Origin of the sequence: Nocardioides anomalus, from assembly GCF_011046535.1 — a bacterium.
Lineage (GTDB): Bacteria > Actinomycetota > Actinomycetes > Propionibacteriales > Nocardioidaceae > Nocardioides > Nocardioides anomalus.
The window spans coordinates 3,647,091-3,662,697 of the sequence record NZ_CP049257.1; the positions used below are offsets into that span (position 1 = coordinate 3,647,091).

General features: G+C 66.3%; 11 protein-coding genes. 5 read left to right on the top strand and 6 right to left on the bottom strand.

Going from position 1 to position 15,607, the window contains the following annotated elements:
- The first annotated feature begins 18 nt into the window (after positions 1–18).
- From G5V58_RS18315 to G5V58_RS18335, 5 genes are all read left to right on the top strand, one after another.
- Positions 19–429, top strand: coding sequence for a hypothetical protein (locus tag G5V58_RS18315; RefSeq protein WP_230486728.1), 411 nt, complete (start codon positions 19–21; stop codon positions 427–429).
- Positions 426–629: a DUF2997 domain-containing protein gene (locus G5V58_RS18320; RefSeq protein WP_165235965.1), complete on the top strand. Its 204-nt coding sequence runs from the start codon at positions 426–428 to the stop codon at positions 627–629. The genes G5V58_RS18315 and G5V58_RS18320 overlap by 4 nt, the downstream gene beginning before the upstream one ends.
- A gap of 85 nt (positions 630–714) precedes the next feature.
- Entirely contained in the window at positions 715–1,266 is a 552-nt protein-coding gene (locus G5V58_RS18325; protein WP_165235967.1) for a hypothetical protein, read from the top strand.
- A complete protein-coding gene (locus G5V58_RS26760) occupies positions 1,263–1,532 on the top strand; it encodes a helix-hairpin-helix domain-containing protein (RefSeq protein ID WP_165235971.1) in 270 nt (89 codons plus the stop codon). The genes G5V58_RS18325 and G5V58_RS26760 overlap by 4 nt, the downstream gene beginning before the upstream one ends.
- The gene (locus tag G5V58_RS18335) at positions 1,510–2,157 is read left to right on the top strand and encodes a 4Fe-4S single cluster domain-containing protein (RefSeq protein ID WP_407939636.1); all 648 of its coding nucleotides are present in this window, start codon (positions 1,510–1,512) and stop codon (positions 2,155–2,157) included. The genes G5V58_RS26760 and G5V58_RS18335 overlap by 23 nt, the downstream gene beginning before the upstream one ends.
- Before the next feature lie 402 nt (positions 2,158–2,559).
- On the opposite strand, the gene G5V58_RS18340 is transcribed toward G5V58_RS18335, so the two are convergent.
- From G5V58_RS18340 to G5V58_RS18370, 6 genes are all read right to left on the bottom strand, one after another.
- Positions 2,560–2,787, bottom strand: coding sequence for a hypothetical protein (locus G5V58_RS18340; RefSeq protein ID WP_165235977.1), 228 nt, complete (start codon positions 2,785–2,787; stop codon positions 2,560–2,562).
- Between the two features lie 487 nt (positions 2,788–3,274).
- Positions 3,275–3,775, bottom strand: a complete 501-nt coding sequence (locus G5V58_RS18345) for a hypothetical protein (RefSeq protein ID WP_165235980.1) — start codon at positions 3,773–3,775, stop codon at positions 3,275–3,277.
- 16 nt (positions 3,776–3,791) lie between these two features.
- Positions 3,792–4,925 (bottom strand): McrC family protein, encoded by a 1,134-nt coding sequence (locus G5V58_RS18350; protein ID WP_165235983.1) that lies wholly within the window; start codon positions 4,923–4,925, stop codon positions 3,792–3,794.
- A gap of 37 nt (positions 4,926–4,962) precedes the next feature.
- Positions 4,963–7,038, bottom strand: coding sequence for an McrB family protein (locus G5V58_RS18355; protein WP_230486729.1), 2,076 nt, complete (start codon positions 7,036–7,038; stop codon positions 4,963–4,965).
- A gap of 651 nt (positions 7,039–7,689) precedes the next feature.
- Complete coding sequence (locus G5V58_RS18365) at positions 7,690–11,682, bottom strand: Eco57I restriction-modification methylase domain-containing protein (protein ID WP_230486730.1); 3,993 nt, start codon at positions 11,680–11,682, stop codon at positions 7,690–7,692.
- Positions 11,679–15,122, bottom strand: a complete 3,444-nt coding sequence (locus tag G5V58_RS18370; RefSeq protein ID WP_230486731.1) for an Eco57I restriction-modification methylase domain-containing protein — start codon at positions 15,120–15,122, stop codon at positions 11,679–11,681. Before G5V58_RS18370 ends, G5V58_RS18365 begins: the two co-directional genes overlap by 4 nt.
- Positions 15,123–15,607 lie beyond the last annotated feature (485 nt).

Genomic DNA, 15,607 nt, shown 5'->3' on the forward strand with positions numbered 1-15,607 from the left:
CCCATTGCGATCGCGGCCGTGAGCGCATGGCAGGCCAGCAGGTCCGATACCGACGATCATGGTCGAACCGTGTGCCAAGTCAACACGCGGATGCGTGACGAGTCCCTGCTAGCGGCCGCCCTGGCTGACACCCAAGCCGTTGTGAACAGGTCTGCGAGCATCCTCCGCGCCGACTGGGCAGGTGTCCGAGCGGACTTCACCCGCGATGACGCGGGGGTCTGGCAAGCCCACTTCACCGGCGACATCGACGAGGAGCGAGCAGTAGGGATCATCAACGCCATCGACAAGGCGTACGGGCTCCAAGTGCAACAGGCAGTCCTTCAGCGGCTCAAGCAGCGTGCGCCAGGTGCCGGTCTACTGCTGGTGTCTGAGCGAACTGAGGCCGACGATTCGACAACGCTGGTGCTCGAGGTCGGAGCGGTCACATGAGCGAGCAGATCGTCCTGAACATCGGCGTCGATGGTGCGATTCATGCCGAGACAAAGGGAATGAAGGGTCCCAAGTGTCTCAACAGCTTGGAGCTCCTCGAGGATCTCCTCGACGCGCAAATCACCCAGAGTGCTTTCACTGACGAGTACACGCAATCCGCAACGACGAGCGAGGTCGACGATGGCCTATCCCAGTTCTAACCCTGGGCACGGCAACCCTATAGCAGACCAGAGGTGGCGGTGGAGGCACAGCGCGTGGCTTCTCGCTCCTGTCTTTGGCTGCGGCATGCTCTCGTTCATCGGCTTCCTCTATGTGGCGATCCGCGTCCAAACGAGGAAGTTTTGGATCGCCGCCGCGATCGCGGGCGTTGCCTCCGCGGCCGTCTGGGTCGTGCTCACGGTGTCCGGCGACGTGAGTGAGACAAGCAACGGCGAGACAGCTGGTAGCAGCGAGTCCACCAGCAATTGGGGCGGCGGGCTCGCGCTCGCCGTGTGGGCAGCGCTTCTGGTGTACGCGATCGTGCTGAACCGCGACTACCTGCGATGGCGCGCCGCCCGAACCGAAGCACACGCTTGGTACAACCAGCCGAACGTGGGCGTCGCCTCCGCTTACACCCAGACGCCCGCCACAGATCCGTTGCACCCACGACCGCCGGGCTTCCTCGGCGTCGAACAAAGGGACTACTTCAGCGGCTCCGACGCAGCGATCCCGGCGGCGACACCTCCGACTCCTGGATACTCCCCCCTCCGCCGACTGCCCCCCACCAGCCAGCTGGGAATGTGCCCGCGTCAGCTGCTCACGCCCAACCGTCGCAAACGCCCGCTCCTGTCGACGTGAACGCGGCAGATGCGCACACGCTGGTCCAGAGCCTTGGCATCGACGTCGTCGTGGCGACGCACGTGATCTCCGTCCGCGATGGCCGAGGCGGTTTCGCTGATCTCAACGACCTTGTAAAAGCCGCGGGTCTTCAGCCGCATGAGATGGTCAGGTTCAGGAACACGGTGGTTTTCGGGCCACGCTCATCCCAATCGCGCCAACCCCCGACCGCGCATCCCGACACGAGGACCGAAAGGCCTTCCGGTGGACGGATCGTCGACATCTGACGCTTTCGTCCGCATCGCTTCGGTCGTAACCGAAACGGACGCGGAGGGACCGGGACGGCGATTCGCGGTCTGGACGCAGGGATGCACCATTCGGTGCGACGGTTGCTTCAACCCGCAGATGTGGACCGGGAACGGCGGCCAGATGGTCGCGGTCGACATCTTGGTCGAACAGATCCGTGCTGCAGATGTCGAGGGTCTGACCATCCTCGGCGGTGAGCCATTTGAGCAGGCCCTGCCCCTTAGTGGTCTCGCGTCAGCGGTGCAACGCTTGGGTCTCTCCGTCATGACATTCACGGGCCACGACTACGAGCACTTGAAGGGACCAAACGCTCCCCTCGGCGCGTATGGCTTGCTCGCCCACACAGACCTACTCGTGGACGGGCGCTACGTCGCGACTCAGCCGGATCTCGTGCGTCCCTGGGTCGGCTCGACGAATCAGCGTTTCCGCTTCCTCAGCAGTCGCTACGAGCACCTTGCCGACACGTTGGACGACATTCCGGACCGGGTCGAAGTGCGAGTTGGGTCTGACGGCGAGGTCTCTGTGAACGGATGGGCCAGCGTGGCACAACTGGACGAACTGCTCGCGGGCATCTCTGCGCCGCTGGGCCGAGGCAAGATCCGATGAACACCCACGAGTTTGGCTACCGCTTCCTCTTCAACGAGGTCTCGACCAAGACCGTCGCGCTGTGATCGCCTACCTGCAGCTAACATAGGACGAGCTCGACCTGCGGAGCGCGGGCTGGGTCAGCAGGGACACGTGGAAGATCCGGCGGGAGGGTATCTCAGTCCAGCTTTGTCGCTGGCCCTTCGACGTGGTGTGGGACGAGGTGTCAGAGCGCGAGTCTCGAGCCGGTGATGCAGGACAGCTCAGGATGCTGCGGTCCGCGGGTCACAGGATTCACGAGTCGAGCTACGACCCCAAGGCTGATCGCGACTGGGTGCCTTGGCGCGGCCGTTGAGATCGGCGTTGGTAGGCCCGGCTTCAAGGACGTGCCGCGGCTCGATCGCCAGGTGCCGCACCGATGCCTCACAGATGCATGCCCGAGCTCACCCAGTCGTAGGCCGATATTGGGTCATCGCCAGCGCCAGACGCGGAGAACGGGCCGTTCACGATCTCGCCGACGACTTCTTCCAGCAACGGATACTCAGCGTCGGGCCTGCGAGTCGCCCAGAAGTAGGCGAAGGTGTAGGCCGTCCCAAGTTCCTTGTCCAGGGCCGCTACGACCTCGCGGTAGTGCTGTTCGATGACCGCCACGCACTTCTCGCTGACCGGGACTTTCCAATCCTCATCCTCGTCGTCGGGCCAACCCAAACTGTCAGCTTCGTTGAGCGTCGCGAGCTGATCGGTTGATATGCCCTCGTCAAGCCACAGGTCGGCGGCCTCGCGCCAGCCACCGACCCCGCCTTCGCCGCGTACGCTTCCAGTTCAAGGTGCAAGGCCCACAGGCTCATCAGGTACGCCGACGCCCTGGCTCTCGCGAGCTCGTCGTTCAGCTGCACAAGCCCAACCCGGACGAAGTGCTCGACTGCCCAGTCGACCAGGCCACGCTCAGAACCGTGCCACCAGATCGAGAATGCTGCGCTGCCTCTCTGACCAGCTCCTTGATCAATGCCCCCTGATCCGGCGGTTCTGGGGTGACAAGTTCTGTAGGCGCGTCGCTCGACTCGTCGCGGCCGAGTCTCGCCCTCAGCGCCACCAGCTGGGCTAAGTCCCGCGTGCAACCGCTGGCGACCATCAGCACTTACGCCGGCGAGGTGTTCAGCTCACCTCCCTCGCTGGCGCGCACGCCAACGGCCTTCAGCTCCGGAAGCTCCGGACCTGAAGTGAAGCTGATGGTTCCATCGACCGCGAACGCATGGCCCACCCCTCGGTCGCCATCGTGGTGCAGGGCCCGCCAAAGGTCGACGGCTTCGCCGACGCAGGCGATCTCGAAAGCGACGTCTTCCTCATCGGAGAGGCTGCCCGCGGCTGCAATGGCTAATGACAGGCGGCGCGACACCTCTTCGCCGGCGAAGGCAGCAGCGGAGATGTCGAACTCCTTCTCCAAGATCTGCACCATCTCGTCGAGCTGCAGTCTGGCCATCGTGAAGAGCGTCATGGCCGGCCAGTCCGTGCTGGGCCGCTCTCCGGCCGGCCCGTAGAAGTACGCGCCGGGATCCGCCTCCTCGAGCGCTGCTTGCGCCAGCCAGAACCGAGTGCCGGCGACGATCACTTCATTCGGAACGTCTCCGAACCAGGTCACACTTGTCCTTTCGTCGTCATGCGATACGAGTCCGCGCCGGCGCCAGCCGCACAGCAAGTGTCCGGACCCTCTCCTCCAGCTCCGCAAGCGGCAAGGTCAGGTCCAGTCGATGCACCGCAACGGCTACTCCAGCCCCTCGAATCTCGTATGGTGCAGGCTGCGGACCGCCGTTGGCGTACAGCAGGTGGCCCGTCGCCAGGCCGAGACGTGCGCAGTAGGCCATGAGCTGGTACACGTCCGCGTTGGAGGCCTTCCCGGCGTCGCCGAGCAGCTTGTATTTGGTGTCAGCAACGGCGCTGACACCCATGGACGTGGTGTGGACGAGGTCGGGGCGGATGGTCAGCGCGCCACCGTGGTCGAGCTTGTAGGAGTTCTGTGCGTCCCAGGCGGGATCGGCTTCGGCGAACAGTCGGGCGACGAGGTGCTCGAAGAGCGTGGCCATGTTCAGCCAGAAGCCGTGTACCGGCACCTCGCCAGGATTGTTCTCGACTCCGGCGTACCGGACGACCAGCTCGCTCACGGCCAGCAGAGCGTGCAGCCGGGCATTGAGCCGGGTGGGCGTCCAGGGTGTCGCTGCGCCCGGCGTCAGCAGGCTCGCCTCGGTCAGGATCCGGTCAATGCGACGCAGGTCGACCTCGACCTCCGCAGTGAGTCCGGGCTGCTGAAGCAGAAGAAGGACGGCGGTGCGGATCAGCCGGTTCTCGTCGGTGTCCACCGTCCACTCGTCGACCGTCACCTCAAGCGGGTGCAGCTGGTTGAAGCGGCGCAGGTACTGGTCGCGCAGACGCACCCGACCTCGCAGGACGGGCAGCGTCTGGTCCTCGGTGCGGTAGCCGCGCAACGGCCCGGCCGCAAGGGCCGTCTTGGCCTCCTCGCAGAACAACCGCGCCAACACCGCGGATAGGTCCGCCTCGTCATCGACAAAGACCTGTTCTGCGTCCACGGTGAGGTACGACGCGCCTTGGGCCCGGGCGAGCAGGCTCAGGACCTGCACCGCCCCGACCTTGGGCGCGACACGCACCAGCAGGTCGCCGCGGCGGAGCGTGCCGACGACGTACTGGGCCGTGACGCTCCAGCCCTCGCGCTCTGGCGTCGCAGTCACCATCCCGGACTCGTTGAGGGCGCTCGCCTCGACGGTCGAGAGCGGCACACCGCTGAGCGTCTGTCCCTCGGAGAGGCGCGCGAGGTCAGCCCTGGTCGCCATCGGTGGTCTCGAGGACGTGCGCCGGCACGGAATCGGAATCCGAGTCGGAAACGGGCACCGGGTTCGGTTCGGCAAGGCCGAGCTCGGCGAGCCACCGCCCGAACGGGTACCACTCGTCGACCAGAGTGTGCTTGCCGTAGTGGTGCTCGATCAGCATCGGGCGCAGCTCGCGCCGCCACAGCCGGTCGAGCGCGACCGGCGACTCGATTCCCTCGCGCATGAAGTAGGACGGCCCGAAGGCGAGCGCGGCATCAAGCCCGCGCTGCCGCATGGTCGAGTTGAGCCGGTTGCGCAGCTCGGCGAGCGCAACGGGCTTGCCGTTGGCCTCGCACCACCTGCGGAGCATGCCCGCGAGGGAAGGCTCGCCGGAGTCCATCGACATGAACACGAACCGACGCCGCATCGCTGCGTCGAGCAGGGCGATGGACCGATCGGCGGTGTTCATGGTGCCGATGATGAAGAGATTGTCGGGCAACTTGAACCGCTCCCACTCGCTGTAGAGCAACTCGATCTCGACTTCGCGGTACTCCAGCAGGAAGTAGAGCTCCCCGAACACCTTCGCGATGTTGGCCCGGTTGATCTCGTCAATGACGAGTACGAAGGGTTTGCCCGGCGCCTCTCGAGCCTCATCAGCGAGTCTCTTGAGCGGACCCGACTTGACGCTGAGGGCCGCCCCCTCGCCGTCGCTGGTGGCGACCGGCCGGAAGCCTTCCACGAAGTCTTCGTAGGAGTACGTCGGGTGGAACTGCACCAGCGCCGACTGCGCCTCAGGCAGCTCGCACGCTTCCAGCAGCCGCTGGACGAGGTAGGTCTTCCCGGTGCCTGGTGGGCCCTCGAGCACGACCTGCTTGCGCTCGTTGAGGCTGACCAGTAGTTCCGCCAGCCAGTTGCTGTCGGAGTGGTGGAGCTGGACGGCCAGCGCCTCGACGTCGCACGCCAGGACGGCCGGCTCGAGCGTTGGCGGCTCTGCCTCGGCCTCCGCGTCCTCCGGCTCGACGACGACCGACTCGTCAAGGTCCTCCGGACTCGGCACCGGAACGAGGTCTTCATCGATCTCGGTCAGGTCGGACAAGGCACCGGCGAGATCGGTCAGGTCGAGGACGTCCTCGCCCTTGAACCTGAGACGGCTGCGGATGCCGCTCGGCAGGCGCTTCACCTCCGGCGTCGAGTCCGGATACCAGGCAACGCGGCGCGTGAGGAGCGACATACCGCCGATGGACTGCAGCTGAGCCGGGCTGTCCTCGAGCCGTCCCAATCGGAGCGTCCCGCCGTCGACTGTCGTGACCAGGTCGCCGGGCTTCATGCCGAGCACGAAGGAGAGCACATCGCGCTTCTTGCCTTCGCGTTTGACCACTTGGAGATGCCCATAGTGCTGCTCGATCAGAGCGGTTAGCGTGCCCTGGTCCAGATCACGGGGCAACTGGGTCAGCTGCCCGACCGTGATGCTCACGAAGCCCTGCTTCCCCCACGCAGGCACCCGGTTTTGCTGGTCCACTTCTCCACGCACGAGCCACGCGCGAGCGCCCCCTTCGGGCGCCTCGCTCCACTGCTGCAGCAGTGGAGCGACGTCGTAGCGGACCGGCTGGCCGGAGTTCTCGGCCTGGAGCCGGAGAGTGATGGTCTTGAGGTCACGCTCGGTATCGCCCAGCAGACTGCCGACCTGGTCGCCGAGCTGCTGGACGATGCGCTCCCTGTCGACAGGCGACAGGACGGCGGTGAAAGACGCCGGGTGGGCAACCACGCAGAGCAGGGAGCTCACTCGTAGGTCAACTCCATCCGCCCCGAAAACCAGCTCCCGGAACGCCCACGGGTCGTCCCAGGCGGTGGCGCGTAGCGGTTCCGGCTGCTCGAACCAGTGGACGAGCGTCCTGACGAACGAAGTCAGCATTGCCATCGGAGTGGCAATGAGCGCTTGCCCGCCGTGGACGAAGCCCTGCTCCAGGTCGGCCGAGATGCGCCATGGCAGTCCCGGCGGATCTATCGCCGGGATCAAGGGGTTGCGCACGCGGCTCCGCTTGGTGCTCCCGACCATGTCGCTCAGTGGGCCGACCAGCAGCACCAAAGCCTCCGCGGCAAGGACTCGGGCCTCGAACGAGAGAGACCCCGGGAGAGTTGCATGCGGGGGAGGGTGGTGCGGAGTCAAAGTACTCCCGCAGTGACCTGGCTTGCTCGAGCGTCCAGACATGCCCGTCCTCGACGAAGGCCGAACCGCCTGACCGCCATGCGTCGAGGATCTGCCGCGCTCCTCGCAGTGCGTGAGCAGCGCCGCTTCCTCCATGCAGAACATCGGTAGACGGATCTGCCGCCACGTCCGGCAAGATCTCGTTGCGAGCGGCGTCCCAGTCCTTGTAGCCGGTGACGGCTACGTCGTAGAGCTCTTGCGGATCGGGGTACGTCGCCAACGCCGCCCGACCTTGGGCGGTCAGCCGGAATCCGCCCTCACTCGTTGCGTGCAGCCACCCAGGGTGCTCGTAGGTGGTGGTCAGGTTCCACCCGAAGTTGATCCAGGCACGAACCCCGTTGTTAGTGGTGAGGCTGAGGTCGTACGCCGTTAGCGGCTCTCGCGCAGCGGCCAGGTCCTGGAGGTCGGTGAGCTTCATCGGCTCTGCCTCCTCGCCGAGGATCTCCAGCCCGATGCGCAATCGACGACGACAGCGCGCTGCCCAGTCAGCATCCTGCTCGGGCTCGACGGCGATGGTCATCTCCGTGGTCATCGAACGACCTCCGGGTGGCGCGGGCCCTCACCGGGCGGTGGATCAAGCGGAGTGGTGAACGGGACACCTGTCTCGGCGGCCGTCGCCATCGCGTCGTACGCCGCCAGCACCAGCCGCTTCGTCCGGAACTCCCCGTGGTCGCGCTCTTCGTACTTGCGCACCACGAAGAATGAGTCGAGCACATGTTCGGCGTCCGCCCGATCCAGGCCGTAGACGTGGAACATCGCCGCGTCCAACTCAGCGGCCAAATGGTCACGCCTCTTCGGCAGCCATCGGTATGGCGCCCGAACCTCGCTGCGTTTGGGCTCACCTTCAGCGGCGAAGCTGGCCAATCGACGGCTGGTGTACGTCAACTCGAACACGCGGGCGCGCACGAACTCACTCAAAGACTCAGTCGACCACGCCGGCACCTCCTCAAAGACCTCAGGAGGGGGGGCCGCCAACTGCTTCGTGAGGAAGATCGTTACATGCGTGCCAGTCATCTTCTGACGGGTTAGATAGTCCCAGACAAAGGAGGACCAGAGCGCCAGCAGTTGCGCTGCCGCTGAGGCCGAGCGAGGAATCGCGAACCACAAGCCGCTTGCAGGGACGCGCGGGATAAGTGACGGAATGAAAGTTCGCTCGTTCACAGACGCCGCGATGTCGCGCCATCCTAGTAACCAACTATGGCGTAGCCAGCCCTTCGCATCAAGGAACTGGTTCAGCGCCTCCTCCGAGACCCAATAGCGGGAGAGACTCTCGTGGTCCGGATCATCGTGATCAGCTGCGGACAAGTGCGGAAGCGCACCCTTATTTAGTTGAGCCGCACTAGCACCTTCGTACGTGGTATAGCGATGGTCATAATGACTTACCATCTTCGCCTCGTACAGTGGAAGCCATCTATTTCCGTTGGACTCCCAACTCCAACCGTCAAAGGAGTCCGGCGGGTGGAAGTCCGAGGCGGCTCGAAAAAGGCCCGCGTCGTCGGCCATGTGAAGCATGCGGCCCAAAATGAGTCCCCATGGATTGGCGCCACCATCTCTTATCAGCACTGGGTGACGGCGATAACACGCCAAAGTGATATCGGCGTCTCGTCTCGACCGGAAGACCGGCAGCGTCCCGGTGTTTGGATTCAGAAGCAGCACTTCGTCGGAGAGAAGCTCAAAGCGCCGGGACGGCACGTCCGTGACATACCGTGTGTAGAAGGCCATCCTTACGTCGACGACTCTATCGCCACCGGTCATGACGGAGATAGCGAACCGAAACTGATTGTGAACTCCTGCGAAGATTTTGGCTTCGTTCTCGAAGTCGTAGAAGGCCGCCAACCGGGACGCCTTCAGCGTGTCCGCAAAGAACGGTGCCGTGGTGGCGTCTGTTGCGAGCCCTGTGGGCGTGATGATTCCCATGCGACCATTCGGACCGAGGGTCGAACGGAAGTGCTCAGCGAACACCTGGTAGGTGTTCACGTCTCCAACGCCGGTCAGCGGATAGCGACCACTGGCTCTAAGGAAGTGGCTCTCAGCCTCTGACTTCCGCTTGGTCGCTTGGAACTCGTCGAAGAGATCCTGACGGTCACTCCCGGCAAGGGCGGCGATGAGCTTCTTGCGCGCAGCGGCGTTCTTAGCGTTGGCGATCTCCGGCGCGCGGGTGGCGAAGAACTCCTGCTCCTGGAGCTTCACCCGTTCCCACGGCGGGTTGCCCAGCACCGCATCGAAGCCCCCGACCCAGCCGTAGGCGCCCTCAATGAGGCCGTCCTTCGTCGTTCGGAACACCTCAGGGAACTCCAGGTGCCAGTGAAACAGCCGGTGGCGCTGAACGACAGCTCGGACCGCGTCGAGCACCTCCTCGGAGGCGGTGCCGTCGGCCGTCTGCTGAAGCACCCGGTCCAGTGTCGGGACGTCGTCGGGACCTTTGGGGCCAAGGAAGGCGGCGCACCAGGCGTCGGCGACGAGCTGGTTGCGGATGGTGTCCGGGTCGTCGCGAAGTGCGTGGTACCGCTGTGCGGCCCAGGCGATGTCATCGACCGTCTCGGTCCGTGCCAGCCGGTTAGCGACTTCGGCGACGACGCGGCGGGTGGCCGTGGTGTCGAGGACGATGCCGGCGTCGCCGAAGAGGTCGGCCTGACCGCGGTGCTTCCGGTCTTCGTTGTTGGCCTTCTTCCAAGCGGCGACGGTGTCCTTGTCGTCGCCCGTCAGAACGGCGAAGGCCGTGTTGGGGATGCCTTCCTTGAGCAGGGCGGGGGTCGTACCGAGCAAGGCGTTGCCGACCTTGATGTGGTGGTCGAGGAACGACAGCGGTCTGCCCGGGGTCATGGCCGTGAGCCACAGGCTGACCTTGGCTAGGTCCGCGGCCATCGGGTTCACGTCGACGCCGTACAGGCAGCGGGCGACGACGTCGTGCAGGGCGTCGCTGAAGTGAGTCGGCGTGGGGTCAAGCTCGCCGGTCCGAGCGGTGGCCAGGCGCATCGCGATCCGGCGCGCTGCGGCGACGAGGAAGTGCGCCGAGCCGACGGCAGGGTCGCAGACCTTGAGGTCGAGCAGGGCGGCCGCGCGCTCCTCGGGGGTGTTGGTCCGTTTCTCGACGTCGTCGAGGACCGGATCGAGGGCGGTGTCGAGGACCAGCTCGACCAGCTCAGTGGGCGTGTAGTAGCTGCCGGAGGTCTTGCGGTCGTTGCCGGCCAACACCTCGAGGCTGAACGCGTGGCTGATGCGGTCGTAGCGCGGCACGAGCTCGAGCAGCGACTCGTAGATCGAGCCGAGCTCCTCGGCCCCGAGCTGCGCGAAGTCGACCCGACGGCGCGGCTGGCCCTTCGGCTGGACAACGGACAGGGAGCGCATCGCAGACAGCACCGCGGTGTTCGGCAGCCGGCAGCCGTCTAGCACGTCGGCCTCGGTCACGGTGAACAGCCCACCAAGCCCGGGCAGCCCGAGCCGGGGCTCCCCTTCTCGCGACCCGAGCGCCGTGAGGACGAACTCGACACCTTGCCAGAGGTCGTCGTGGTTGCTGCCATGCCGCGTGAGGGCTAGCTCACGGAGCCGTCGCGAGGAGAAGTAGTTGTCGTAGCGGTGGCGTTCCTCCGAGCCCACAGTCTCAGCTAGCAGTGCGCCGCGCTCCTCGGCGACCGACCAGAACAGGAGCCGGTAGACGGTCCGGAGCAACGCGCCGTGTACATCGACGAGACGGACGTCGCCTCCGGCGACTTGCTCGCGCAGCTGGATGTTGGCGGGGTGCTGCAGGAAGCCGGTGCCGAGCGTCTCGAGCGCTGTCTCGACGCCGGCCCGGAGCAGGTTGAGGGCGCGGACGCCCTGGCTGACGGCGGTGGTGCGCCACCGCTCGAGCCAGCACGAGGTAGGAGGCTCACCCTCCGGCACCTCAACCCGGGACTGGTGGCAGAGCAGGTAGAGAAGCGTGAACTCGGCGTACAGGTCGCCGTCGAACATCGCCTCCAGGTCGAACTCGACGTAGGCGAATCCGGTCAGCGTGGTGGAGTCGCGCAGCAGGCGCACCAGCCGACCGTTGGAAAGGACCGCCCAGAGGTAGTCGTCGGTGCGGTTCAGAAGCTCCTGCACCATCGAGTGCGGCGCGCGCGCGGCTCCCGCGACTCCCGGCGACCTGGTATCGAGAGGGACGCCCCACCCGAGCAGATGGACCGGTGTCTGTCCCGCAAGGTGGCTGACGGGGTACTGCTTGTCGCCTGCGGTGAGGCCGCCGGCGTGGGCGGCTGGGACGCGGCCGTACCCGAGCTGGTCGAGCAACAGACCGAGCCAGCGCTCCCGAGTGAGGCCGACCGCCGGGTCCCCATCGGGCAGCTGGGCCAGGTCGTCCCGGAACCGGCGATAGGCGCCCTGCAGATAGGTCCAGACCCGGGCGGCAGCCTCCCGCGGGCTCTCGCCACCCAGGTGGTAGGCGGCACCGTCAAGGCCGTCCAGGCCGCCGGCCATAACTGCGTCGAGAACGTCGGCGGGCAGCAGCCCGCCCGCCACCCGCACCGTGCTAAGGGATGCCGTCACGCCGCCCTCCTCGACAAGTAAGCGTGGAACGCCTCGTTCCAAGACGAACTGGCCTGCTCCTCCAGTCGAAACGCTTTGTTCATCAGGTCGACGTAGCGCTGGACGTGCTCCCGCCTTTCGAACGCTGCCTCGAGCGCGACCGCGGCCTCGGCCAGCACCGACAGATCCGCCGGGGCGGGAACCTGACGAAGGTCACCGGCCGACACCTTGAGCGCACCGGTCGCCAAGCCAGCCCCGAGCTTGGTTGCGCGCAAGAAGTCGTAGATCGGCGGACTCGTCAGGAGGGCAGCCAGTTCACGCAGGCTTGGGCCACCTTCGCGAGGCACCACCGAGATGACCGGGACGCAGGGCAGCCACTCACCGTGCTCGTCGATCGCGACCTCCGGGAGCTTGCCCTGAGTGGCCACGAGCAGCTTGGGGCGCAACCGACCCTCGGCCCACGTTCGCAGAGGCGGAGCCAACTTTGCGAGGTCCACGACCGGTCGCTCGTACCTGGCCTTGTCGAACTTAGTCGCCACGTTCCCCCAGCTCATCCGCAACGGGTCGATGAGCCCGGTGGTGACCAGGTAGGGCAAACCCGGTGTCGGCACGAACGTTTCTGGCGCGTCGAAAACGGCTCCGCGCAATCCGTAGTACTGGTCGCGATAGTCGGCCGTAATGTCGCACAGGTCTCCCAGCGTGCCAGCTCCAGGCCTGGACTGGACGTAGAGACCACCGACGTGACCCGCGATTAGCGGCGCCCAAGAGCCATCCCGCCACTCGAGCGACGCGCTACGCAGCGGCGCGAAGTCAGGGCCCGAAAGCCGGCGTGTCGTGGGGCTGTCACCGAGGCGAGTAAGCACCACGATGATCGTGGTCACCGACGCCTCGAACTCCGATCCGTCACCTCGCCAGATCAGGGCTAGGTCATGGGACGCGGCCACCGATCGACGGATATCGGCTGAGTCGGTCGCGGCGAGGAATGAGTCGGGGAGTACCAGGCCGATGCGGCCCCGATCGCTTCGCAACCGTGCGGCGAGCAGAAGGAAGTAAGAGCTCTCGTCCGCTTTAGGTCCCCCGAGGCCGCCGAAGGCGTGCTTGGCCAGGAGCCTAGGTCGCGAGACCGCGGCTCCCGCGCGCAGCGGAGAAAGAAATGGCGGGTTACCCACCACCGCGTCGAAGCCGGCATGACCCGCCTCCTCCGGGAAGATCTCGGGGAACTCTAGGTGCCAGTGGAAGAGTCGGTGTCGCTGGGCGACCTTGCGGACAGCGGCAAGCACCTCTTCACTTGCGGTGGCGTGGGCGATCTGTTGCAGAACGCGGTCCGTGAGGGGGACGTCGTCCGGGCCTTTGGGGCCGAGGAAGGCGGCGCACCAGGCGTCGGCGACGAGCTGGTTGCGGATGGTGTCCGGGTCGTCGCGAAGTGCGTGGTACCGCTGTGCGGCCCAGGCGATGTCATCGACCGTCTCGGTCCGTGCCAGCCGGTTAGCGACTTCGGCGACGACGCGGCGGGTGGCCGTGGTGTCGAGGACGATGCCGGCGTCGCCGAAGAGGTCGGCCTGACCGCGGTGCTTCCGGTCTTCGTTGTTGGCCTTCTTCCAAGCGGCGACGGTGTCCTTGTCGTCGCCCGTCAGAACGGCGAAGGCCGTGTTGGGGATGCCTTCCTTGAGCAGGGCGGGGGTCGTACCGAGCAAGGCGTTGCCGACCTTGATGTGGTGGTCGAGGAACGACAGCGGTCTGCCCGGGGTCATGGCCGTGAGCCACAGGCTGACCTTGGCTAGGTCCGCGGCCATCGGGTTCACGTCGACGCCGTACAGGCAGCGGGCGACGACGTCGTGCAGGGCGTCGCTGAAGTGAGTCGGCGTGGGGTCAAGCTCGCCGGTCCGAGCGGTGGCCAGGCGCATCGCGATCCGGCGCGCTGCGGCGACGAGGAAGTGCGCCGAGCCGACGGCAGGGTCGCAGACCTTGAGGTCGAGCAGGGCGGCCGCGCGCTCCTCGGGGGTGTTGGTCCGTTTCTCGACGTCGTCGAGGACCGGATCGAGGGCGGTGTCGAGGACCAGCTCGACCAGCTCAGTGGGCGTGTAGTAGCTGCCGGAGGTCTTGCGGTCGTTGCCGGCCAACACCTCGAGGCTGAACGCGTGGCTGATGCGGTCGTAGCGCGGCACGAGCTCGAGCAGCGACTCGTAGATCGAGCCGAGCTCCTCGGCCCCGAGCTGCGCGAAGTCGACCCGACGGCGCGGCTGGCCCTTCGGCTGGACAACGGACAGGGAGCGCATCGCAGACAGCACCGCGGTGTTCGGCAGCCGGCAGCCGTCTAGCACGTCGGCCTCGGTCACGGTGAACAGCCCACCAAGCCCGGGCAGCCCGAGCCGGGGCTCCCCTTCTCGCGACCCGAGCGCCGTGAGGACGAACTCGACACCTTGCCAGAGGTCGTCGTGGTTGCTGCCATGCCGCGTGAGGGCTAGCTCACGGAGCCGTCGCGAGGAGAAGTAGTTGTCGTAGCGGTGGCGTTCCTCCGAGCCCACAGTCTCAGCTAGCAGTGCGCCGCGCTCCTCGGCGACCGACCAGAACAGGAGCCGGTAGACGGTCCGGAGCAACGCGCCGTGTACATCGACGAGACGGACGTCGCCTCCGGCGACTTGCTCGCGCAGCTGGATGTTGGCGGGGTGCTGCAGGAAGCCGGTGCCGAGCGTCTCGAGCGCTGTCTCGACGCCGGCCCGGAGCAGGTTGAGGGCGCGGACGCCCTGGCTGACGGCGGTGGTGCGCCACCGCTCGAGCCAGCACGAGGTAGGAGGCTCACCCTCCGGCACCTCAACCCGGGACTGGTGGCAGAGCAGGTAGAGAAGCGTGAACTCGGCGTACAGGTCGCCGTCGAACATCGCCTCCAGGTCGAACTCGACGTAGGCGAATCCGGTCAGCGTGGTGGAGTCGCGCAGCAGGCGCACCAGCCGACCGTTGGAAAGGACCGCCCAGAGGTAGTCGTCGGTGCGGTTCAGAAGCTCCTGCACCATCGAGTGCGGCGCGCGCGCGGCTCCCGCGACTCCCGGCGACCTGGTATCGAGAGGGACGCCCCACCCGAGCAGATGGACCGGTGTCTGTCCCGCAAGGTGGCTGACGGGGTACTGCTTGTCGCCTGCGGTGAGGCCGCCGGCGTGGGCGGCTGGGACGCGGCCGTACCCGAGCTGGTCGAGCAACAGACCGAGCCAGCGCTCCCGAGTGAGGCCGACCGCCGGGTCCCCATCGGGCAGCTGGGCCAGGTCGTCCCGGAACCGGCGATAGGCGCCCTGCAGATAGGTCCAGACCCGGGCGGCAGCCTCCCGCGGGCTCTCGCCACCCAGGTGGTAGGCGGCACCGTCAAGGCCGTCCAGGCCGCCGGCCATAACTGCGTCGAGAACGTCGGCGGGCAGCAGCCCGCCCGCCACCCGCACCGTGCTAAGGGATGCCGTCACGCCGCCCTTCACGGGTAGGTCACCGAGTCTGGCTGCATCAGCGTCGGCGCAGGCTGGCCCGTGGCGGTAGCTAGTTCAACGGCCACCAAATTGAAAGTAGCCACGACGGTACGCAGCGCAGTCAGGGCGTGTGGCTGTTGGACTGACCAAATCCCATTTGCCTTGAGGAGCCAAAGGTCGCCCTTTCGCTTAGGGGGTGGGTTCCTGAGCTTCGCCGCGTCGCCGTGAGCGGCCGCATTGCGGATATAGTTGAGGGTCTCGAGGAAGGCACTCAAGGTCTGCCAGTTGCTCGGCCCGGCGACCGGGGTTCCTCTGCCACTACCACCCAGAGACCAGTCCTTGAAGCGTACTTCGAATCTTGCTGTGGTCGGCAGAGTCCCCAACAGGATTCCGAAGTCGGAGAACAGAATCCGCTGGATCTTGACGGGCCCCGGAGCCATAAGTCGGTCCTCGGCCAACCACTTGGCGGGATTCGCGTCCGGAGCGTTCACGCGAGG